This is a genomic window from Rhodococcus sp. 1168 (genome assembly GCF_002091955.1).
GTDB lineage: Bacteria > Actinomycetota > Actinomycetes > Mycobacteriales > Mycobacteriaceae > Rhodococcoides.
Genome location: NZ_MKKY01000054.1, coordinates 23652 through 44173 on the forward strand (window position 1 = coordinate 23652; position 20522 = coordinate 44173).

Sequence of the window (20522 nt, forward strand, 5' to 3'; positions counted from 1 at the left end):
ATCAATCGCTTTCTACTCCTGCGACTCTGGACGCTCGCCTGGCTGACCTCGGTGTGGGTCCTGTTGTGGGGCAGCCTCTCTCCAGCGAACGTGCTCAGCGGAATAGTCGTCGGTCTCGGCATCATGCTGCTCTTGCCGCTCCCCAAGGTTCCTGTCGAGGGCCGTGTTCACGTCCTGTCGGTTTTCAAGCTCATCTGCGTATTCCTCTATTACGCAATCGCATCGAGCTTCAGTGTCGCGTGGCTGGCAGTCCGACCGAAAGCACCTCCCATCACCGGCGTACTGCGAGTCCGCATCGCGATCAAGTCGGATCTGGTGCTGACACTGTGTGTGGACGCACTCAATCTGATCCCCGGAACGATGGTTCTCGAGATCGATCAGACGCGCAGGCTCGTCTACGTCCACGTCCTCGACATGGGTAGCCAGAAAGCTGTCGACGCCTTCTACCGGTCCGTTCGACTACTCGAAAAGTTGCTGATCGCTGCATTCGAGCGTGACTCCGATTGGCAGCCGAGCCCCTTGCATTTCCAGGACTACCAGCGTTATCACGGAGTTCTCGGCGATAACATCGCAACGCCGGTGGAGGTTCGAGACGACAAGCGGATCGATGACGAGAGAAAGGGCGACTGGTCATGAACGTTGTTCTCGTGATCGCGGGCGTGCTACTGGTCGCAGCAGCCATCATCACCACCTATCGACTTCTCGACGGCCCGAGCACTCTCGACCGCCTCGTAGCGATGGACTCGATTCTGGCGGTGTCGATGTGTGGGCTGGCCCTGTGGTCGGTCTACAGCCTCGACACCACGATCGTGCCGGCCATCGTCGCGCTGTCGCTGGTGAGCTTCATCGGGTCGGTCAGCGTCGCGCGATTCCGAGTGAGGGACGAATGAACGCAGTCTTCGAAGTAATTTCCGCTGTTTTGATTTTGATCGGGGCAATGCTGGCGTTCACCGCGGCGATCGGGATCGTCCGGTTTCCGGATACCCTCTCGCGCATGCATGCTGCGACCAAGCCGCAGGTCGTCGGATTGATTCTGGTACTGACCGGTGCCGTCATCCAACTGCGCGGCAACGTCGACATCTGGATGCTCGTGCTGGTCGGGGTATTCACCTTGGCGACCGCTCCGGTCATCGCCCACATCGTCGGTCGTGTCGCTTACCGCGAGCAGCGAGGCCGAGACGGTCTGCTGGTCGTCAACGAGATGGAGCCCGACGAATCGGATCCTCGCTAGTGCTGCGTCCACCCCACTGGGCCATCGCAGTACCGGGCGCGGCAAAAAACGTCGCGTAGAATATGACGACGACCGAGCCCATCAGCAGCAGGATCAGGGGACCGAACACCTCCGGGTACGTCGCGAACGGGATGGCCAGGTATCGGTAGCTCGACAAGAGCACCAGCAAGGTCGACGTCCCGTACGAGACCAGCCGGATACGGCCCCGGTCCCAGCCTCGTTCGGGGTCACGCAGGATCGTTTCGAGAGTCAGACACAGAACGACGCCTGCGACGAGGTCGACTCCGTAGTGGTAGCCGAATCCGAGCGTCGCGGCCAGGGTGCCCACCAACCACGTCGTGCCGCCGAGGCGAAGCCACCACGGGCCTCTGCGCGAATGGATGAACAAGCTCAATGCCCAGGCAGTGTGGAGGCTCGGCATGCAGTTGCGTGGCGTCGACGAGTCGAACGGGATCTCGGACGGCGAAGTGTCCGTCGGAACTATCGTGGGCCAGAAGTCCCCGATCTCGAAGCCCTGCCCGGCCGAACCGTAGGCGAACATCGGACCCACCACAGGAAACACGATGTAGAGAATCGGCCCGACGAGGCCGATCAGCAGAAACGTGCGCACCAGATTATGCCTCGGCCATGGGCGTCCCGTCGCAACACCACGTAGTTGATAGATCGCGATGGCAATCGCGGCGACCGGAAGTTGGATGTAGATCCAATGTAGGACCGCATACGCGGGCGGGCCGAGTGCGGAAAGTACAGTGCCGACGACCCACGACGGGCTTCCGAGCGCGTGATCTGCGAGCTGGGCGTACTCGTCGAGTACGTTCGGCCGGACGAGAGTGGTGATCTGCAGCCAGACGTCCCCGGCCTTCGAGGCGAGGATGAGCAAGCCGCCGAGGCACACGGATTTGATTCCATGGCTGTCCCGGGTCCACACGGTGTAGACCGCGAGGCCGACCAGGACTATCACCGCGCCGTTGCCGACGGCGAAGGGCAGTCCGGATTCGGCCCTGCCGACAGCGAACACGACATCGATAGCGACCGCGAGCGACAACGACCACAATCGGACTCGATTGTTCACACCGACGAGTCCGAGGATCAGACCGGCCCACGGTAGTGACATCGACTTGGGCGTACCGGCGACATCGTTCCAGATACTCGCGAACAGGCCGGGGAATCCGTTGTGGGCTGCAGCGAGTTGCAGCAATCCAAGGAACGCAGCTACCGCCGCCGCGCCGACACCGTAGAACCGTAAAGAATTCGGTACCGCCCCGTGGGTGGAGCCGTCCCCCTCTTCACCCGCAAGCACGCTGCCAATAGTAAACGGTGAATGAACAACTACTTACAGCGAGCCGTCACGCTCGAAGATCGGCGACCAACGACGCCACGACAGCCCTGAGATCTCCACCGGATTCTGCGGCGATCCGGCGCTGCCGCTGATACGAGGCTCCGAGGCGCGGAATGTCGGCGACAGCGGCCAGTTCGTCGGCGCACCCGAGACGCACCGCGGTCGGGGTCAGCTTCTCGAGCAGATCGTGCAGATCGTCGGTGACAAGTCGCTCGTTGCTGTCGGCATCGAGAATGATTTCGGCGTCGAGGCCGTATCTCGCTGCCCGCCACTTGTTTTCCTGTACGTGCCACGGCGGCATCGTCGGGAGCGTTTCGCCGGCTTCGAGACGTTCGTCGAGGTTGACGATCAGACAGTGTGTCAGCGCTACCAACGCCGCGAGTTCACGTTTGGTGGCCGTGCCGTCGCAGATGCGTACTTCGATGGTTCCCCATTTGGGGGCCGGTCTGATGTCCCAGTGCATTCCACCGAGCTGTTCGATGACGCCGGTTTTCATCTGATCGCGGACGAAGCCTTCGAACTGCCCCCAGTCCTCGAACTGGAATGGCAGTCCTGCCGTCGGAAGCTGTTGGAACATCAGTGCCCTGTTGCTTGCGTAGCCGGTGTCCGACCCGGCCCAGATCGGTGACGAGGCCGAAAGTGCCAACAGATGAGGATATTGCAGGAGCAGCGAATTGAGGATCGGAAACACTTTGTCGGGCGAGGACACTCCGACGTGTACGTGCACTCCCCAGATCAACATTTGACGGCCCCACCACTGGGTCCGAGCGATCAGTTCGTCGTAGCTGGGTGAGCGAGTGAGCACCTGCGTCGACCATTCGGCGAACGGGTGGGTGCCCGCGGAGAACAGATCTATACCGAGGGGGTCCGCTGCTCGGCGAACGAGATCGAGGGATTCGCCGAGATCGTCCATGGCCTCACCGACGTTCTCGCACACTCCGGTTACGAGTTCGACGGTATTGCGCAGAAGCTCCTTGGTGACGCGTGGCGTCCGATCCCCCGAGAGCTCCGTAACACCGTCCATGACCTCCTCGGCCGAGTTGACCAGGTCTAGAGACTCCTTGTCCACGAGCGCGATTTCCCATTCGACGCCGAGTGTGGGGCGTGGGGAACTCTCGAAGTGGATGGCAGGAGCGGAGCCTGCGGAGCGACCAGGTTCAGTAGGAGCGGAGCCTGCGGAGCGACCAGGTTCAGCAGGAGCGGAGCCTGCGGAGCGACCGGAGGGGTCTGGCGCCTTCGGGGAAGTCACCTACTCGATGACCGCACAGGCCACACGTCCGCCGGCGTCACCGGTCGTCAGTGTGTTGGTGTCGGGCACCGTGGCGCCGTCGGGAAGGGTGTAGCGCGGTGGGATGTTGGCGAAGTTGTCTGCGCCTGCGTGGATGACGACCGCGCGGCCGCCGTCAACCTGAAGATCGTCGAGTGTGACGGCGTCCGTCGTGGTTACTACTTCACCGGTGCCGTCTTCGCGGACCTGCAGTGACGTCAGGTCACCGCTGGAGGGATGCTCGGTGCGGCCGTCGACCTGGAGATGTCCGCCTGCGGACAGGAAGTTACCGGGTTCGCCGCCGGTCGGCGCTACGGAGTTCGCCTCGCATTTGCCGACGGTGTGGATGTGCAGGCCGTGAAATCCTGGTGTCAGTCCTTCGGCCTCGACGGTGACGCGGAGGTGACTTCCCTCTTCGACGATCGAGACGGTGCCGACATCTGCACCGGACGCATCCTTAAGCGATGCCTCGATGTCACCCGATCCGACGGGCGCATCTGCAGCGACGGCCTTGCCGTTCGGATCCTCTTTGCCGGTCCACACGGCTGGCGTCGTTCCGGGGACGTCGGAGGCCGTCTCGGGAGCAGCGCATGCAACCAGACCGAAGGCCGCGAGGGCTGCAATTGGGGTCGCGAGGCGCCAGGTTCGACTCACTGGCCGAGCGATACGAATCGGTGCCATGAAATTGCTCCTTCGAAGGGCAGGCGGGGCGGTTGTGTCGATCATAACTATGGCCGGTAGTACTACCGGCCCACAGGGTTGAGAGTTACTCGGTCACGACGACGATGACACCTTCACCGAAACTCGACAAGGTCGTCGGTCGAGGGAATGCGGCGACGCCGAGTTGAGTCGATATTTGCTGAGCAGCGGCCTGCGCGCCCGACGATGTGTCGTAGTAGACCGTGGTTTGTGCGATCTGCGACTCGCTGAAATTGCCGGTCTCGGCGATGTTCCAGCCTTCACTGGTTAGCGTGGCGGCTGTTTCGGCGGCCAGCCCGGATACGTTGCTGTTGTTGAGAACGCGAACTTCGACGTCGGTCGGGTTGCCGGTGGGGGTCGGCGCTGATGTACGCGTGGCCGAGGCGGGAGGCTGCGCTGCGGCAGGGGGTTGCGCTGCGGTGGAGCTGGCCGGAGCCTGCTGCGCGGCGCTGGTCTTCGCCTGCGCCGCTGGTTCCTCGGTCTCGTCCGAGCCGGTCAACGACAGTGCTCCGATTGCTGCGAAGAGAATCGCCAGCGAAATCAACACCATTGCCAGAGCGCGGAGCGGAGGGCCGGACGATTCCGGATTGGGACTGCTCACATTCGAAGACACTAGTTGATTGCAGCTCGACCTCTAGACTTCGAAGCCCAGTCTGCGTGCCGCGCGGGCCTTCTGCCTGCTCGCACGCAGGCGCCGCAGCCTCTTGACCAGCATGGGGTCTGCTGCGAGAGATTCGGGACGATCCACAAGCGCGTTGAGGACTTGATAGTACCGGGTAGCGGACATGGAGAAGAGTTCCTTGATCGCCTCTTCTTTGGCGCCGGCATACTTCCACCACTGGCGCTCGAAGGACAATATGGCGTGCTCGCGACGAGTCAGTCCGTCTGCTCCGACCTCGTTGAGATCTTCGGAGCTTTCGGATTGCGGAGCCTGGTTCGAGTCACGCGCTGCTGCGCCGTCCATCTCACTCCTCGACTTCTCTTTACCCGCATCGGCTGCGGATCCACGTTCGGTGCCACATTGTCTGCCAAGTTCAACGGGCTCGCTCTACATGGCGGCACCCATCTGGCCTGGCAGAAGGAGGCCGAGCGAATTACACACGTGTAGTTCGGTACTGATTCAACCATGATAGGGGTGTCACACGCCGTGTACGGTGTCTGCGGCGAGTCGCGGGTGCGGCAGCTCTGACTCACCGTGTGTAGGCGACTCTGCACACGGACACTATTCTTCTAGACCATGGCAATTCTTCCCATCCGGATCGTCGGAGATCCGGTTCTGCACACCCCGACGGACGCAGTCACGCAGACACCTGCCGAGCTCGCAGACCTTATCGCGGATATGTACGAAACGCTCGACGTCGCCAACGGTGTCGGCCTCGCAGCCAATCAAGTCGGCATCGGGCTGCGACTCTTCGTGTACGACTGCCCTGACGAGGGGCCAGACGGCAAGCTCGTTCGCCGAAAGGGCGAGGTGATCAACCCGGTGCTCGAGACTTCGGCCATCCCGGAGACGATGCCCGATCCCGAGGATGACGACGAAGGCTGCCTGTCGGTACCCGGCGAGCAGTACCCCACCGGGCGTGCCGACTGGGCTCGGGTCACCGGCACCGACGCGCACGGTGAACCGGTCGACATCGAAGGCACCGGCTTCTTCGCCCGCATGCTTCAGCACGAGGTCGGCCATCTCGACGGGTTCCTCTACGTCGACGTCCTGGTCGGCCGCAACGCCCGCGCAGCGAAGAAGGCAATCAAGCGCGCGGGCTGGGGCAAGCCGGGCCTGAGTTGGATACCGGGAACCGTCGAGGATCCGTTCGGCCACGAGGACGACTGAGCTCGTGACCGTCACGCCCGGCACCCGCGTCATGCTGCGGTATCGACTCCCCCCCGGTTACAGCCATCCGATGACCGACGTCCTCGGTGAACTGGTCGAGGCAGACGAGAACGTCGTAGCCGTTCGAGCCGGGGACGGTCGCGTGGTTCGGGTAGCCCGCGATCGTGTCGTGGCGATGAAGACCCTCGGTCCGCGGCCGATCAGGACTTCGGAGATCAGGTCGCTCGAACGTGCTGCCGCCGATGGGTGGCCGGGCCTGGAGCAGGCATGGATCGGCGGGTGGCTGCTGCGGTACGGCCGCGGTTTCACCGGCCGAGCGAACTCTGCCCTTCCGGTCGAGCCGCACGCCGACGAGTCCTCGCTCGGCGAGATCGCCGCGTGGTTCCGCGACCGAGGACAGTGGCCGAAATTGTTGTTGCCCGATCGTCTCGGCAAAGTTCCAGCCGGCTGGGCGAAAAGCTACGAGGTCATGGTGATGGCCGCGGACATCACCTCCCTCGTGGTGCCGTCCGACTCGATATCGATCATCACCGTCGCTCCCGACGAGGACTGGCGGATGTTTTATCACTACCGCGGACGCGCCGCACCCGATGATGTGATGAACGTCGTGTCGGCCGTACGCGACGGGGTTGTGGGATTTGCGCGGATCGGCAGTTCCGCGACGGAGATGTTGGCCATCGGACGTGCAGCCGTCACCACAGCCCCCGATCTGCGACGCTGGGTCGGACTGACAGCAATCGAGGTATCCGAGGCTCATCGGCGAAACGGACTCGGAACGCGCATCTGTGGTGAACTCCTGGCGTGGGGAGTGCGACAGCGAGCAACTCACGCCTACCTGCAGGTGGCGACCGACAACCTCGGTGCCCTCGCGATGTACCGGGAGCTCGGATTCGTCGAGCATCACCGGTATCGGTACGCCGAGCCGCCCCGATGACCTCCCGGCACACCACTGGGCCGACGTTCGGCGCTCGGTTAGGGTGTGTGCCGTGCGACTGGCTACTTGGAATGTGAACTCTGTCCGCTCTCGGCAGGACCGAATCGTCGATTGGCTTCAACGATCCGATATCGATGTCCTGGCGATGCAGGAAACCAAATGCAAGGACGAGCAGTTTCCGTACGAACGGTTCCGTGAGATCGGGTACGAGGTCGCTCACGACGGCCTGAGCCAGTGGAACGGCGTCGCGTTGCTCTCCCGCGTCGGCTTGGAAGATGTGCAGATCGGCTTCGAGGATCAGCCCGGTTTCAGCAAGGATCCAGAGGTCGAAGCGGTACGCGAAGCTCGCGCAATCGGCGCAACGTGCGACGGCGTCCGGGTGTGGAGCCTGTACGTTCCCAATGGCCGCGATCTCGCCGATCCGCATTACACCTACAAGCTGGAGTGGCTGGCCAAGTTACAAGCCGATGCCATGGCCTGGATATCCGCGGACCCGCAGGCACAGATCGCGTTGGTCGGAGACTGGAACATCGCCCCGACCGACGCGGACGTGTGGGATCCGGAGTTGTTCGAGGGCAAGACTCACACGTCGCAGCCCGAACGCGATGCATTCGAGGCGTTCGTCCAAGCCGGGTTTGCCGAGGTCACCCGGCAGTTCACATCCGAGCCGCGAACCTTCACCTATTGGGATTACACGCAGCTCAGGTTCCCGAAAAAACAGGGGCTGCGAATCGACATGGCGCTGGCCTCCCCCGCGCTCGCATCTCGCGTCTCCGGCGCGTCCATCGATCGCGAAGAGCGAAAGGGCAAGGGCGCTAGCGATCATGCGCCCGTCATCCTCGAACTCTCCTGACCCAGGAGTTACGCGACCAGGTCGAGAAACTCGGGATTTCGCGCGAGGTATCGCTGCACATAGGTGCAGATCGGGACTATCCGCCACTGCCGGTCGCGTGCGGTGTTGAGCGCGCCACGGACAAGCACCGCTGCCCACCCACGATCACTGAAGTCCTCTTTGACCACGGTGTGCATGAAGGCGACGGCACCGTCCTCCGCATCTCGATACCCGAGGATTCCGACGAGTTCTTCGCCGACGAACAGATCGAACCGATTGTGCGCGGTGTTGTCTTCGATACGCACCGCCGCGGTGACGGCGGCCGCAGAAGTCAGATCGATGCGACTGTGATTCATGTCACCATGAGAACAGTAGTCGGGCTGATTGGGGACGAAACCGAGTAATTCGACGCCGGCCAGGTGAAACCGTTACCTCTAGAGCGGAACGACAACGTCGGAGTAGTCGGGATTGGCGACGACGAATCTTTGTACATAGGTGCAGACCGGCTTGACCTTCCAGCCGTACGACCGAGCGCTGTCGAGTGCCCTGCGAACGAGAACCGCCGCGAGGCCTTGATGTCCGAAGTCTTCAGTGACCACGGTATGCATGAACGACACGACGCGAGCGCGAGAACCACGTTTGAACGAACCATCGACTTCGTAGTAGCCGATAATCCCCACCAAGTCGCCATTCAGCCTCAATTCGAATCGATTCTGGCCCGTGTTGATGGATACCTCTGCGCTGGGTGAGCTGGCGAGCATAGGTCACCTCCTTTGCTGTGTCAGATATGGACGAGACGGTCGAGTCGTTACTGGAATGTGACCTGCACCACTATTAAACATGCAGATACGAGGCTTGTCACCCCTTTGCGCGAACAGACCTTCGGTAACGTAGGTATGCAACGTCGTCGCAACACTCGCGCTGGTAGCCGTCATAGGACTAGCCACTATTTCATTGTGAATCAACAACATTCATGACAATGGGCACATCTGCGAAGAGCGTGTGGACCGTTGCCGGTACTGTCACCTCTCGTGAAGCTCCTACCGCTGACGCCCGACGGATCCACCCCCGTCCGAGCGCTGACGATCGCCGGCACCGATTCGGGAGGCGGGGCGGGTATCCAAGCCGACAGTCGGACGATGGCACTGTGCGGCGTCCACGCCTGCGTGGCAGTGGCGGCGGTCACCGTTCAGAACACCGTCGGCGTTTCCGGCTTTCACGAGATCCCACCGAGTGTCGTCGCAGATCAAGTTCGCGTCGTGGTCGGCGACATCGGAGTCAGCGCAGCGAAGACAGGAATGCTCGCCTCCACGGCCATCATCGAGGCCGTCACCGCCGTCTGCACAGAGGTAGGAATCGGACGCGATCAGCCGGTGCCATTACTGGTAGACCCGGTCTGCGCGTCTATGCACGGCGATCCATTGCTGCACGAGGAAGCCCTCGACGCAATCCGCACGACACTGTTTCCCATTGCCACGATCGTCACCCCCAATCTCGACGAAATCAGGTTGATCACCGGCATCGTCGTGGTCGACGACGACTCCGCACGCCGCGCAGCCGAGGCGCTGCACCAACTGGGCGCCCAGTGGGCCCTCGTCAAGGGTGGCCATCTCCGCACTTCGGACAAGAGCACGGACATCCTGTTCGACGGCGACAGATTCCTCGAATTCTCCGGCCCCCGCATCGATACCGGCAACGATCACGGTGGCGGTGACACACTCGGCGCGGCTATCACCTGCGCGATGGCGCACGGTTACTCCGTGCCCGATGCCGTCGCGTTCGGCAAGGAATGGGTCACTCGGTGTCTCGAGGCGTCCTACGATCTCGGTGCGGGCCACGGCCCGGTGTCACCGCTGTGGCGTTTGCACCACACGGAGAATGCGTAGATCTTCGGGGACACCGCTGCGATCGACTAGCTTGCCTCAGCCGCAGACCGGCTTACTTGTAGTTGCGTCGCAGCCGACTCCGAGCGGCCCGGCCGGATGGCCCGCAGGGCGTTGACGATGACCACCAAGTCGACCACCTCTTGGCTGAGAGCTCCGACCACAGCCGGGATCGATCCAGTCGCGGCGACCAGCATGAGGCCCACGGACAGCGCTATGCCGATCCAGATGCTTTGCAGCGCCACGTGCATCGTCCGCTGGCCGATCCGCACCGCGGTCGCCACTCTGCCCAAGTGTTCGGTCAAGATCACGACGTCGGCGGACTCGCTGGCCGCGGTCGCGCCGCGGCCGCCCATCGCGATGCCGACATCGGCGGCGGCCAGTGCCGGGGCATCGTTGACACCATCGCCCACCATCGCCACTGGCGGGTGCGGGGCCTGTCCGACGATCCGCACCTTGTCCTGCGGCAGCAGCTCACCGAAGGCCCGGTGCAGGCCTGCGTCCGCAGCAACATGGTCCACCGTGCTCTGCGCGTCACCGCTGAGCACCAGCTGGTCGATGACGCCTAGCCCGGCGAGCGCGGCGACTGTGTCCGCCGCGTCCGCGCGCAACTGGTCCGCCATCACGACGGTGCCGGCGAACTTTCCGTCGACCGCCACGTAGACCGCCAGGTGGCCCGGTTGTAGGGTGGCCTCGGCGACCTCGCCGACGTGCTCGGCCACGAAGCGGGCCTTGCCGACCACTACCGTGCGCCCGTCGACCGTGGCGGCGACTCCGTTGGTTGCCTCCTCGTGCGCGTCCGTAGCGGGGAGCAGATCCAGCCCGTGCGTGCGAGCTGCGTCTTGCACAGAGGCCGCCACGACGTGCGAGGAGTACTGTTCGGCCGACGCCGTCAGCCGCAGCAGCTCTCGGGCCCCGTCCTCACCGGCCCACACGAATCCGGGCACAGGCTCGACGGCCACGAGTTCCGGTCGTCCACAGGTCAGCGTTCCGGTTTTGTCGTAGGCCACGGTCCGCACGTTCGACAGACGTTCGAGCGTGCCGGCGTCCTTGACGATGACCCCGGCGCGGGCAGCACGGCCCATTCCGCCGAGGAAGGCGACGGGCGCGGCGATCAGCAGCGGGCACGGGGTGGCCACGACGAGCACCTCGGCGAAGACCACAGGATCCGACCAATACCACCACGCAAGGCCTGCGATCGTCAGAGACAACACGGTGAACGGAACGGCATAACGGTCGGCGAGCCGGACCACCGGCGCCCTGGACTCCGCAGCAGCGCGGACCATATCCACGATCCGGGCGTATTGACTGTCGGCGGCGGTGCTGGCGGCCCGCATCATCACCGCGGACGCGCCGTTGACCGAGCCGGACAGCAGATGCTCCCCGCGCAGCCTGGTGACCGGCAAGCTCTCACCGGTGATCGAGGACTCGTCGAACTCGGTTTCGTCGTCCTCGAGGTGACCGTCGACCGGCAGCACCTCCGCCGGACGCAGCAGCAGCAGTTCCCCCGGCACCACCTCCGCAACCGGGATCTCCTCCAGGGAGCCATCTGCCAGCACCCGGCGGGCGGTCCGCGGGGTGCGGTCCAGCAGTGCGTTCAGCTCGCGGCGCGCACGGCCGGCTGCGTAATCCTCTAGCGCTTCGCCCCCGGAGAGCATGAGGCCCACCACGAGTGCGGCGACATACTCGCCGACCGCGACGGTGGCGGTGATCGCGATGACCGCCAGGATATCGACCCCCCAGTGCCCCGCCATGACGTCGCGGACCATTCCCCGGGCGACCCACAGCACCACCAGCCCGGCCCACACCGAGCCGATCCACTGCGCCGGACCGCTCTGCCCCGAGGCCAGTAGTGCGAAAACGACCGCCAAGACCAGCAGTGATGCCGTGAACAAGGGGTAGCTGAGCATGGCCCGCATCACTGCCCGCGAACCGGACCCGCCGGATGTGCCGGCGTCCTCGAACTCTCTTCTCGACTCGTCCATCAGCACATCATCCCCCACAGGTGCGTCGTGGAAATCCCTCCAGGTCTACCGCCAGGCCTACCGTGGGCTACAGGTTCACAGAATCAAGCGGGGCCGACGGTTGCACCTACCTCACTGTCCTACTCGCGCCTCGGTTCGTGCCGCACCCGAGGGAACGCCGTTCGGGCCGTCGATCTCCTGCGCAAAAGTTCCGATACCGAACGCGACGGCTGATGCATTCGAGCCCAAAGCTGTCCGGTCGATATTGGTGAGGGTGTCCTCGGCGGTGTGGTAATTCTGGTCGAACGTTTCCTCGGCCGTCCCACCCCATTTGGCCGCCTGCTCGGGAGATTTCTCCTCGTCCGCGCCGCTGAACACTCCCCCGGACGGAATTCCGACGTCGATGAACGGGCCGTAATCGGAGCGGCCGTCGAAGTCGGTCCCGTCGGCGGCGATGCCCTCTTGCTGCAGACGCTCGAGAAATACCCGCTCGATCGCTTCCGATCCCGGCGGTCCAGCCGGAGCGCCGACCTTGTCTGAGTCGTCACCGTCGTAGGCGAGGTAGCCGGCGTTGTGCGAGGCGATCATGTCGAAATTCAGATACAGAGCAATTGCCGCTTCGTCCTCCTCGCTCAGCCCCTCGACGTATTCGGTCGACCCCACGAGCCCAGGCTCCTCGGCCCCCCAGAACGCGAAACGTACGGCGTTGGTGATGTCCGGTTCGCTTCCCATCTCAAGGGCCGTCTCGAGAACCGCAGCCGTGCCACTGCCGTTGTCGTTGATGCCCGGCCCCTCGGGAACGCTGTCGAGGTGAGCGCCTGCGACGACGACGTTGTCGGTGCTGCCCGTCTTGGTCTGCGCAATGACGTTGCGACTCTTGGTGGTCGTAGTTTCGGTGTCGAGAGTAAGCGTCAATTCCGGCGCCGACGCCACGATCGATCCGTCTTCCGCGCTGACGCCACCGGCAGGAATTCTCGCGATGTCGGCGCTACCGAGCGTGCCGCCGTCGAGAGGTCCCGGCTCGTTGTTCACCACGATGATCGCGACAGCACCCAACTCTGCTGCGACGGTCTGTTTCGCACCGAACGGACACACACCTCGGTCGACGACGACGATGGCGCCGGACACCTCGAGACCGTCGTAATCCGTTGCTTCGCAACCAAGTGAACCGTCGGCCGGGGCGCGAGCCACCCGCGCGGTGACGCCGTCCGGTGGAGACGACGGCGAATAGGTCAGAGCGTCGACCGACAGCTGCTGCTCACCTGCAGAAAGCAATTGGGTAGCAGCGGTGAATTGATCGAACTCGAATTCGGGTGTCTCCACCGCGAATCCGACGGACTCGAGTCGATCGACGACATAGTCGACACTCGCGTCGTATCCAGGAGTACCCGCCGCGCGATTCCCGTTGTTGTCGGTGGCAATTCGCTCGAGTTGTTCCAGGTGAGCGATGACGTTCTCCTCGGTGACGGCTTCGGCGAGCCCGGGACCGTCCGCTGTCGCAACCGGAGTGGGAGCAGAAATGGCCGGTTGTTCCTCGTCCGAAGACGTGGAACAACCGGCCACCACGAGCATGCCTGCTGCGAAACCTGCAAGAAGGGTCATCCGTCGCATGGATGCACCTTAACTGCACAGGCGTCAGGCGTCTCGACGATTCGTCACCAACACTGCAGCTCCGAAGATGACCGCGGTGAACACGATGAAGTAGATCAGGCTACCGATGGGCCCCCAGTGGAAGTCGATGCCGCCGTCCTGACCGAGGAAGTTACTGGTGTTCGCCCACGGCAAGAACGGTTGAACCGCACGACCGAACGAGCCGAACAATCCGAACAGATTCTCGATGACCAACGGCCACAGCAGCAGTAGCGCGATAGCACCCGCCGACTGCCGAAGCAGCGCACCGACGCCGACCGCGATGATGACCTGAAGGAACGCCAGGATGGCAGTGCCGTAGATGACGCGCCAGGTGCCGTCGGTGTCGAAGCTCAGCAGTATTCCGGCGTCGGGACCTGCGGTTGCCTTTGCCAGGTAGAACGCTCCGAGGCCGAGAACCAAACTGAGCAAGAAACCGAAGACCCCGATCAGCAGGGCCTTGGATGTCAGTACTACGGCTCGGTTCGGGATGGCCTGAAAGGTGGTCCTGATGACGCCGAAGCGGTATTCGCTGGTGACCGTCAATGCCGCCAGAATCATGAGCACCAATGCGCCGAATCCACCGACACCGCCCCCTACTGCCTCGAACGCGGACGGAGAGAACGGTTCGAAGTCGGGCTGATCACCCTGTGCGACTTGATTTTTGTAGGAATCGATACCCAACTTGGACGTGATGCCGACGATCGCCGCCAAGCCGAGTCCGAGCACGATGATGGCTATCGTGCACCACCACGGCGACTTGGTCGAGGTGATTTTGATTCGTTCCGCTGCCAAGACACCCATCAGAGTGAACCACCCATCGCTTGCTGAATGTTCGGATCTTCGGCACCTTCGCCGTGGAATTGCACGTCGTGTCCGGTGAGCTTCATGAACGCTTCCTCCAACGACCCACGCTGCGAGGACAACTCGTGCAGCACGATGCCGGCACGGCCGGCGATGTCACCGATCGCATCGGTGGACGAGTCTACGACGACGAGCGAGGGCTGAAGCTCCTCTGCCGAATCCGGTTCGCGCACCGTCAATCCGGCGGAGGTCAACGCACTGCGAAGCGCGTCGAGCTGCGGGCTTCGAACTCGGACCGAGGCTTCGGACGCGTGGTCGATGAATTCCTGGACCGACGAATCGAAGATCAGCTTTCCGCGACCGATCACCACCAAATTTTCTGCTGTCTGCGCCATTTCGGACAGCAGGTGGCTCGAGACGAGGACCGTTCTGCCTTCGGCGGCGAGGCGCTGCATGAATTTGCGAATCCAGACGATGCCCTCGGGGTCGAGCCCGTTCACCGGCTCGTCGAACAGGAGGACTTTCGGGTCACCCAGAAGCGCACCGGCAAGACCGAGTCGCTGTGACATACCGAGTGAAAACCCGCCCGCGTTCTTCTTCGCGACGTCGGTGAGGCCGACGAGCCGAAGCACCTCGTCCACCCGAGACTTCGCGATGTCGTTGGAGGCGGCCATCCATTCGAGATGGGCCCGCGCAGTGCGATTGGGATGTACCCACTTGGCGTCCAGCAGCGCGCCGACCGTCCGAAGCGGCTGCTTGAGTTGGTTGTAGCGCTTGCCCTCGATCAGAGCCTCCCCACTGGTGGGGCGATCCAATCCGAGGATCATGCGCATGGTCGTCGACTTGCCCGCACCGTTGGGTCCGAGGAACCCCGTGACGATGCCGGGTTTCACCGTGAAGGTCAGGTCTTCGACCGCCTTGGTGTTTCCGAACTGTTTGGTCAGTCCTTTGACTTCGATCATGGGACTCACTGTCCACTACCGAAGCACCCCAGCGCATCACCCGTGAGTCGCGACCGAAGGTCATCCTTTGGGATGATGTGTCGCTACATCGGTGAACTCGCCTGAGCCCAGAAACGTTTCGGTATCCGGCCGGCCCGGCGAGCCTGATAACCGGCTACGACGGCATGCTTCATCGCCGACGCCATGAGCGCAGGGTCTTGTGCCCTGGTGACCGCCGTTGCCAGAAGGACGGCGTCGCAGCCGAGTTCCATCGCAAGCGCCGCGTCGCTTGCCGTGCCGATGCCCGCATCGAGGATGACGGGCACGGTCGCGGCGTCGACGATCATCTCGATGTTGTGCGGGTTCGAGATGCCGAGGCCGGTTCCGATGGGCGCACCGAGCGGCATGACGGCGACGCAGCCGACATCTTCGAGCCGCTTGGCCAGGATCGGGTCGTCCGTGGTGTACGGCAGCACGTCGAATCCGTCGTCGACCAGCTGTTCTGCGGCCTTGACCAATTCGATGGCATCGGGCAGCAGGTTTCGCTCGTCGGCGATGACCTCCAGTTTCACCCAGTCGGTCTCGAGCGCCTCACGTCCGAGTTGCGCGGTCAGTACTGCTTCCGCGGCGCCGCGACATCCGGCGGTGTTGGGCAGCGGTGCGATGTTCAGCCTGCGCAACAGGTCGAGAACACCGGTGCCGCCCGCGGCGTCGACGCGACGCATCGCCACAGTGGTCAATTCGGTACCGGAAGCGACGAGGGCTTCTTCGAGAACCGCGAGATTCGCTGCTCCACCAGTGCCCATGATCAGGCGCGAGTCGAAGGTCCTGTCCGCGATCTTCAGCGAATCAACCACCCTGCACCGCCGTCAGTACGTCGATGGTCCAGCCTTTGCCGACCATGGTCGAATCCCACCGGCTCTTCGGGAGCACCACGCCGTCGACGGCGACGGCGATTCCCTTCGGCGGCATCGAAAGATGTTCGAGCAGTTGACGCATTGTCGTCTCTTCGGTCAGGAGGTGGTCCTCGCCGTTGACGGTGACACCTATTGCCAGGGCAGTCATTGTTTCCTATCTGTGGTGAATCGGGCCGGGTCTGCGGCCTTCGCTTCGATGAGTGCATCGTCTTCCAGTAGTGCAGCGACGGCGTCTGCGGTGATGGGCGTCAACAGGATTCCATTGCGTCCGTGGCCCGAGGCGACGATGACGCGGTCGGAGATCTTGCCGATGAGTGGCAACCCATCGGGGCTCATCGGGCGCAGGCCTGCCGCGCATTCGTGAAGTTCGTATTCGCCGAGGCCCGGCATCAACCGCTCTGCGTCGGCGATGAGGTCGCGGACGCCTGCGACGGTGACCTCGGTGTCCTGCCCCGATTCGTATTGTGTGGCCCCGACTACCAATCCGTCTCCACGCGGCACCAGGTAGATCGCGCGGCCGTGGACGCTGCCGCGGATCGTTCGGGTCGGGGCAGGTGTGGCACTGGGTCTGCGTCGTAGACGCAGTATTTCGCCTTTGACTGCCCGGACCGGTAGATCGGCGAGGAGCGCGGAGGTCTGGGCGCCTGCTGCCAGCACGATGCGGTCGGTGGTCAGTGCGTCGAGATCGGTGACGGTGTCGGTGGAGAATTCGACGCCGCCGCTCACCGCTGCGGCTTGCAGTGCCTCGAGCAGCCTGCGGTTGTCGACGGCAAGTTCGGTGGGTGCCAGCAGCCCGAGGCGGATGTTCGGTGCAAGGGAAGGCTCGAGCTCCCGGATCTGTGCCCGACCGAGGATCTCGAGCTCGTGGCCTTGGTTTCCGACCCAGTCGGCAATGGTTCGCAGGTCAGTCGCGTCGGCTGCGTCGAGCGCGACCGTCAGTGATCCGGTCGCAGAGAACACCGAGGGGCCAGGAAGTGCTCGTGCGAATTCGGGCCATCTGGCAAGGGAATGTGCGCCGAGCTCGAGCAGCTCGTGTTCGCCCGGCCATCCCTCGGACAGCGGCGCGAGCATTCCCCCTGCCACCCATGATGCGCCGGTACCGACCGACGGATCATGCAGCCGCACGGACCAGCCGTTGCGCGCGGATCGTGCGGCGACCGCCAGGCCGATCACTCCGCCACCGACCACGGAAAGACTCTTGGGCATTTCTCACCACCTCACTCCCTGCGCCGGCATGATCCGGTTCAGGTATTGACGGTAAGGACGGGCGTGTCCACTCTCAGCCCCACGTACCTCGGGACTCCCGTGTATCTACTCTTGCCAACAGACTACCGTTGCCGGTGTGCAAAGCGATCGGATCATCCGCAACCCGGAAGCGCGTGAGCGTTTGACATCAGCTCGGCTGTATCTGTGCACCGATGCTCGGCGCGAGCACGGCGATCTCGCTCAGTTCGCCGAGGCCGCACTGTCCGGTGGCGTCGACATCATTCAACTTCGCGACAAGAACTCCGAAGGCGAGCGCACGTTCGGCCCGCTCGAAGCCAAGGACGAGCTGGCCGCGCTGGCAATTTTGTCAGCTGCCACCAAACGCCACGGTGCGCTCCTCGCAGTCAACGACCGCGCCGATCTTGCCCTTGCATCGGGTGCCGACGTGCTGCATCTCGGCCAGGGCGATCTTCCGGTCCACTATGCGCGCCAGATCCTCGGCCCCGACGTCGTCATCGGGCGGTCGACGCAGAATCGAAGCCAGGCCGCTCTCGCTGCCATCGAGGACGGCGTCGACTATTTCGCTACCGGGCCGATCTGGGCCACACCGACCAAACCGAACCGGAAAGCAGCCGGCCTGGACCTGTTGCGCAGCACCGCCGAATCCGCTCCGACGCGGCCGTGGTTCGCCATCGGCGGCATCGATACCGAGAACGTCAACGAAGTTCTTGCCGCGGGCGCGGATCGCATCGTCGTCGTACGGGCCATCACCAAAGCTCGGGATCCACAGGCAGCCGCACGGGAGCTCAAGCTCGCGTTGCAGGATTGACCTCGCGTTGCAGGGTTGACCTCGCGTTGCAGGGCCGACAGAATCCGTCGGTCTGGTCAGCCGAGCCAGCCCAGCACGGTCGACGGTGAGAGCACTTGCACCGACGTCGGGAGTCGTTGTTGCAGTCCGCGGTCCGCGGTGACCAATGCAGTGAGTGTCGTCGACGCCTGTGCCTGCGACGCGAGCTCGTCGTCCCCGCTGCCGGCGGCGTGAATGACGGGGACTCTGATGTCCTCGAACTGTGCAGCTCGTGCTTCACCTTCGAGGACTGCCTCGATCCGGGTGAGCCAGCCGAAACCGACACCGGGCAGCTCGACGGTTCGCGGAAGGGTGCCCGCCAGTGAGCTCAGCAACTTGCCGGTTGCGCCGCTGCGATCGCGCCACCAGCCGTCGGGCCTCGAGCCGAGTACATTCGCGGTGTCCAGCAGAACTCGTAGTGGGCTGATGCGCAGGGAGGGCCAGCTGGCGGCAAATCCCGGGTGCAGTGGCAGTCGATCGACCATGTCCTCCGGGACCCACCGAAGTTCGGTGCTCTCACCGTTCATCGTGGTGTCGAGTTGGGTGGCCGCGTCGGCGACGACGGTCGTGTAGGACCATCCGCTCGCCATCCGCGCCGTTTCGACTTCGCCGCGCACGAAGACGTTGTCGACACCGATTCCGGCTTCCTCGTCTGCTTCACGAACAGCGGCGTGCACGTTCGTTTCGTGCGAGTCCTTTGCGCCGCCGGGCAACGCCCACGTCCCGCCTTGATGGCTCCACAGCGCCCGGTGCTGCAGAAGGACCGTCGGCTCACCGTGCGGGGAAGGGGCCCGCAGTAGTAGCCCCGCCGCGCCGTGCTTGCCCCAGTGCCGCGTGCCGTTCTCACCTACAACCCACCCGTCACCGTCGCCACGCATACCGACACCCTAGCCTCGTGCTTTCACAGAGGTGAGGATCTGATCTGTGTCGAAAACGAAGAAAGGTGCTCCCACCTGCGATAATTCGACTTGTCTAAGGTTGAATACACGCTGGAACAAGGAGCACCCTTCTGGTGAGCAAGTCTACGTCGTCGTACCCCACCCTGTCCGTTGATGCCACCGGAACCGGTGTCGTGTCGCACGCCGGTGCAGTGACTTTGCTGCGCACGGCGGAAGTGACGGGATTGACCGCAGCGTTGTCGAAGCAGCTCGTGTCGTGGCGGAAACCGTTGGCGCAGTTCGACCCCGGCAAGATCGTCCTCGACCTCGCAGTGTCGCTGGCCCTCGGTGGGGATTGCCTCGCCGACATCGCCACCCTGCGTGAACACGCTGCCGTCTTCGGAAGAGTTCCCTCCGATCCCACCGTCTCCCGCCTGATCACGGCATTGACCACCGACACCGCCTCGGTGCTCACCGCGATCGACACCGCCCGAGCATCCGCTCGCACCGCGGCGTGGAAACACGCCGGCGAGCACGCTCCCGATCACGACATCACCGCCAAGAATCCGATCGTCATCGACCTCGATGCCACCCTCGTCGCGGCCCACTCGGACAAGGAGTCTGCTGCACCGACGTACAAACGAGGCTATGGATTTCATCCCCTGATGGCGTTCGTCGACCACGGCACCAGCGGGACCGGTGAACCTGTCGCGGCGCTGCTGCGGCCCGGTAACGCCGGATCGAACACAGCGGCAGATCATATCGAGGTCACTCGGAAAGCGTTGGCACAGTTACCCTCCACCAGCAGCACACGCCCCGGCAAGAAGGTGCTCATTCGTACCGACGGTGCCGGCGCGAGCCACAAATACCTCACCTGGCTCCACAACCAACGGGTCTCGTATTCGATCGGATTCGGGCTCACCGATGCGATGGTCACCGCACTCGCCGACGCTCCCGAGGACGCCTGGTCGGTCGCCGTCGACGCACAGAAGAAAGTCCGTGACGGTGCCTGGGTCATCGACGCCACCGGCATCGTGGACCTCACCGCCTGGCCGGAGGGGATGCGCGTGGTCATCAGAAAAGAACGACCACACCCCGGTGCTCAACTACGGTTCACCGATGCCGACGGCCTGCGGTTGACTGCGTTCGCCACCAACACCGTCGGCGGGAAGGTCCAGGATCTCGAACTTCGTCACCGTCGCCGTGCGCGCTGCGAGGACCGGATCCGCGTCGCGAAGGACACCGGTCTCACCAACTTCCCGTTGCACGGCTTCGATCAAAACCGCATCTGGCTGGCTATCGTGCAACTCGCCCTCGACC

At 63.6% G+C, this 20522-nt stretch carries 24 protein-coding genes and 1 riboswitch; of the genes, 9 read left to right on the forward strand and 15 right to left on the reverse strand.

Going from position 1 to position 20522, the window contains the following annotated elements:
• The 3 genes from BJI47_RS09950 to mnhG are packed head-to-tail and all read left to right on the forward strand — an operon-like array spanning position 1 to position 1231.
• Complete coding sequence (locus tag BJI47_RS09950; protein ID WP_176224785.1) at positions 1–636, forward strand: Na+/H+ antiporter subunit E; 636 nt, start codon at positions 1–3, stop codon at positions 634–636.
• Complete coding sequence (locus BJI47_RS09955; RefSeq protein WP_088943573.1) at positions 633–890, forward strand: monovalent cation/H+ antiporter complex subunit F; 258 nt, start codon at positions 633–635, stop codon at positions 888–890. Before BJI47_RS09950 ends, BJI47_RS09955 begins: the two co-directional genes overlap by 4 nt.
• On the forward strand, positions 887–1231 hold the full coding sequence (gene mnhG / locus BJI47_RS09960) for a monovalent cation/H(+) antiporter subunit G (protein ID WP_084346294.1): 345 nt from the start codon (positions 887–889) through the stop codon (positions 1229–1231). The genes BJI47_RS09955 and mnhG overlap by 4 nt, the downstream gene beginning before the upstream one ends.
• On the opposite strand, the gene BJI47_RS09965 is transcribed toward mnhG, so the two are convergent.
• The 5 genes from BJI47_RS09965 to BJI47_RS09985 form a co-directional block, all read right to left on the reverse strand.
• Entirely contained in the window at positions 1194–2531 is a 1338-nt protein-coding gene (locus tag BJI47_RS09965) for a phosphatase PAP2 family protein (RefSeq protein ID WP_088943574.1), read from the reverse strand. The genes mnhG and BJI47_RS09965 overlap by 38 nt on opposite strands.
• Before the next feature lie 46 nt (positions 2532–2577).
• The gene (locus tag BJI47_RS09970; RefSeq protein ID WP_088943595.1) at positions 2578–3696 is read right to left on the reverse strand and encodes a glutamate--cysteine ligase; all 1119 of its coding nucleotides are present in this window, start codon (positions 3694–3696) and stop codon (positions 2578–2580) included.
• 123 nt (positions 3697–3819) lie between these two features.
• Complete coding sequence (locus BJI47_RS09975) at positions 3820–4518, reverse strand: superoxide dismutase family protein (RefSeq protein ID WP_176224782.1); 699 nt, start codon at positions 4516–4518, stop codon at positions 3820–3822.
• Positions 4519–4603: 85 nt separating this feature from the next.
• On the reverse strand, positions 4604–5137 hold the full coding sequence (locus BJI47_RS09980) for a LytR C-terminal domain-containing protein (protein WP_176224783.1): 534 nt from the start codon (positions 5135–5137) through the stop codon (positions 4604–4606).
• 33 nt (positions 5138–5170) lie between these two features.
• Positions 5171–5500, reverse strand: coding sequence for a DUF3263 domain-containing protein (locus BJI47_RS09985; RefSeq protein ID WP_088943576.1), 330 nt, complete (start codon positions 5498–5500; stop codon positions 5171–5173).
• 273 nt (positions 5501–5773) lie between these two features.
• On the opposite strand from BJI47_RS09985, the gene BJI47_RS09990 reads away from it, so the two are divergent.
• Genes BJI47_RS09990 through BJI47_RS10000 form a run of 3 tightly spaced genes read left to right on the forward strand, consistent with a single transcriptional unit; the run spans position 5774 to position 8154 of the window.
• Positions 5774–6367, forward strand: coding sequence for a peptide deformylase (locus BJI47_RS09990; protein WP_088943577.1), 594 nt, complete (start codon positions 5774–5776; stop codon positions 6365–6367).
• Between the two features lie 31 nt (positions 6368–6398).
• A complete protein-coding gene (locus BJI47_RS09995) occupies positions 6399–7301 on the forward strand; it encodes a GNAT family N-acetyltransferase (protein ID WP_088943597.1) in 903 nt (300 codons plus the stop codon).
• A gap of 52 nt (positions 7302–7353) precedes the next feature.
• Complete coding sequence (locus BJI47_RS10000; RefSeq protein ID WP_088943578.1) at positions 7354–8154, forward strand: exodeoxyribonuclease III; 801 nt, start codon at positions 7354–7356, stop codon at positions 8152–8154.
• An 8-nt stretch (positions 8155–8162) separates the two neighbouring features.
• Here the strand turns inward: BJI47_RS10000 and BJI47_RS10005 are convergent, their stop codons facing one another.
• Both BJI47_RS10005 and BJI47_RS10010 read right to left on the reverse strand, forming a co-directional pair.
• Positions 8163–8489, reverse strand: a complete 327-nt coding sequence (locus tag BJI47_RS10005; protein ID WP_176224784.1) for a GNAT family N-acetyltransferase — start codon at positions 8487–8489, stop codon at positions 8163–8165.
• A 78-nt stretch (positions 8490–8567) separates the two neighbouring features.
• The gene (locus BJI47_RS10010; RefSeq protein WP_088943579.1) at positions 8568–8894 is read right to left on the reverse strand and encodes a GNAT family N-acetyltransferase; all 327 of its coding nucleotides are present in this window, start codon (positions 8892–8894) and stop codon (positions 8568–8570) included.
• 270 nt (positions 8895–9164) lie between these two features.
• Between BJI47_RS10010 and thiD the strand changes: the two genes are divergently transcribed.
• The gene (gene thiD / locus BJI47_RS10015; RefSeq protein WP_088943580.1) at positions 9165–10019 is read left to right on the forward strand and encodes a bifunctional hydroxymethylpyrimidine kinase/phosphomethylpyrimidine kinase; all 855 of its coding nucleotides are present in this window, start codon (positions 9165–9167) and stop codon (positions 10017–10019) included.
• A gap of 26 nt (positions 10020–10045) precedes the next feature.
• Here the strand turns inward: thiD and BJI47_RS10020 are convergent, their stop codons facing one another.
• From BJI47_RS10020 to thiO, 7 genes are all read right to left on the reverse strand, one after another.
• Positions 10046–12001, reverse strand: a complete 1956-nt coding sequence (locus BJI47_RS10020) for a heavy metal translocating P-type ATPase (RefSeq protein ID WP_254900499.1) — start codon at positions 11999–12001, stop codon at positions 10046–10048.
• A 111-nt stretch (positions 12002–12112) separates the two neighbouring features.
• Positions 12113–13591, reverse strand: coding sequence for a M28 family peptidase (locus BJI47_RS10025; RefSeq protein WP_088943581.1), 1479 nt, complete (start codon positions 13589–13591; stop codon positions 12113–12115).
• Positions 13592–13615: 24 nt separating this feature from the next.
• The gene (locus BJI47_RS10030; protein ID WP_088943582.1) at positions 13616–14413 is read right to left on the reverse strand and encodes an ABC transporter permease; all 798 of its coding nucleotides are present in this window, start codon (positions 14411–14413) and stop codon (positions 13616–13618) included.
• On the reverse strand, positions 14413–15375 hold the full coding sequence (locus tag BJI47_RS10035; protein WP_088943583.1) for an ABC transporter ATP-binding protein: 963 nt from the start codon (positions 15373–15375) through the stop codon (positions 14413–14415). Before BJI47_RS10035 ends, BJI47_RS10030 begins: the two co-directional genes overlap by 1 nt.
• 83 nt (positions 15376–15458) lie before the next feature.
• Entirely contained in the window at positions 15459–16211 is a 753-nt protein-coding gene (locus BJI47_RS10040; RefSeq protein WP_088943584.1) for a thiazole synthase, read from the reverse strand.
• A complete protein-coding gene (gene thiS, locus BJI47_RS10045; protein ID WP_088943585.1) occupies positions 16204–16419 on the reverse strand; it encodes a sulfur carrier protein ThiS in 216 nt (71 codons plus the stop codon). Before thiS ends, BJI47_RS10040 begins: the two co-directional genes overlap by 8 nt.
• Positions 16416–17477, reverse strand: a complete 1062-nt coding sequence (thiO, locus tag BJI47_RS10050; RefSeq protein WP_088943586.1) for a glycine oxidase ThiO — start codon at positions 17475–17477, stop codon at positions 16416–16418. The genes thiS and thiO overlap by 4 nt, the downstream gene beginning before the upstream one ends.
• A riboswitch (TPP riboswitch) is annotated at positions 17476–17588 on the reverse strand. (Overlaps the previous gene by 2 nt.)
• Positions 17589–17613: 25 nt before the next feature.
• Here thiO and thiE point away from each other — a divergent pair.
• Complete coding sequence (gene thiE / locus BJI47_RS10055; RefSeq protein WP_088943587.1) at positions 17614–18306, forward strand: thiamine phosphate synthase; 693 nt, start codon at positions 17614–17616, stop codon at positions 18304–18306.
• A gap of 56 nt (positions 18307–18362) precedes the next feature.
• Here thiE and BJI47_RS10060 read toward each other — a convergent pair whose 3' ends face one another.
• Positions 18363–19202: an NUDIX hydrolase gene (locus BJI47_RS10060; RefSeq protein ID WP_088943588.1), complete on the reverse strand. Its 840-nt coding sequence runs from the start codon at positions 19200–19202 to the stop codon at positions 18363–18365.
• A 134-nt stretch (positions 19203–19336) separates the two neighbouring features.
• Between BJI47_RS10060 and BJI47_RS10065 the strand changes: the two genes are divergently transcribed.
• A partial coding sequence (locus tag BJI47_RS10065; RefSeq protein ID WP_088942103.1) for an IS1380 family transposase occupies positions 19337–20522 on the forward strand: 1186 nt, incomplete at its 3' end.

Bases quoted from the DNA above. Each gene is read 5' to 3' on its own strand.
- BJI47_RS09955 (WP_088943573.1), top strand. From the start codon at position 633: ATGAACGTTGTTCTCGTGATCGCGGGCGTGCTACTGGTCGCAGCAGCC.
- mnhG (WP_084346294.1), top strand. From the start codon at position 887: ATGAACGCAGTCTTCGAAGTAATTTCCGCTGTTTTGATTTTGATCGGG.
- BJI47_RS09975 (WP_176224782.1), bottom strand. From the start codon at position 4,518: ATGGCACCGATTCGTATCGCTCGGCCAGTGAGTCGAACCTGGCGCCTC.
- BJI47_RS09985 (WP_088943576.1), bottom strand. From the start codon at position 5,500: ATGGACGGCGCAGCAGCGCGTGACTCGAACCAGGCTCCGCAATCCGAA.
- BJI47_RS09990 (WP_088943577.1), top strand. From the start codon at position 5,774: ATGGCAATTCTTCCCATCCGGATCGTCGGAGATCCGGTTCTGCACACC.
- BJI47_RS09995 (WP_088943597.1), top strand. From the start codon at position 6,399: ATGCTGCGGTATCGACTCCCCCCCGGTTACAGCCATCCGATGACCGAC.
- BJI47_RS10005 (WP_176224784.1), bottom strand. From the start codon at position 8,489: ATGAATCACAGTCGCATCGATCTGACTTCTGCGGCCGCCGTCACCGCG.
- BJI47_RS10010 (WP_088943579.1), bottom strand. From the start codon at position 8,894: ATGCTCGCCAGCTCACCCAGCGCAGAGGTATCCATCAACACGGGCCAG.
- BJI47_RS10020 (WP_254900499.1), bottom strand. From the start codon at position 12,001: ATGGACGAGTCGAGAAGAGAGTTCGAGGACGCCGGCACATCCGGCGGG.
- BJI47_RS10025 (WP_088943581.1), bottom strand. From the start codon at position 13,591: ATGCGACGGATGACCCTTCTTGCAGGTTTCGCAGCAGGCATGCTCGTG.
- BJI47_RS10030 (WP_088943582.1), bottom strand. From the start codon at position 14,413: ATGGGTGTCTTGGCAGCGGAACGAATCAAAATCACCTCGACCAAGTCG.
- BJI47_RS10035 (WP_088943583.1), bottom strand. From the start codon at position 15,375: ATGATCGAAGTCAAAGGACTGACCAAACAGTTCGGAAACACCAAGGCG.
- thiS (WP_088943585.1), bottom strand. From the start codon at position 16,419: ATGACTGCCCTGGCAATAGGTGTCACCGTCAACGGCGAGGACCACCTC.
- thiO (WP_088943586.1), bottom strand. From the start codon at position 17,477: ATGCCCAAGAGTCTTTCCGTGGTCGGTGGCGGAGTGATCGGCCTGGCG.
- BJI47_RS10060 (WP_088943588.1), bottom strand. From the start codon at position 19,202: ATGCGTGGCGACGGTGACGGGTGGGTTGTAGGTGAGAACGGCACGCGG.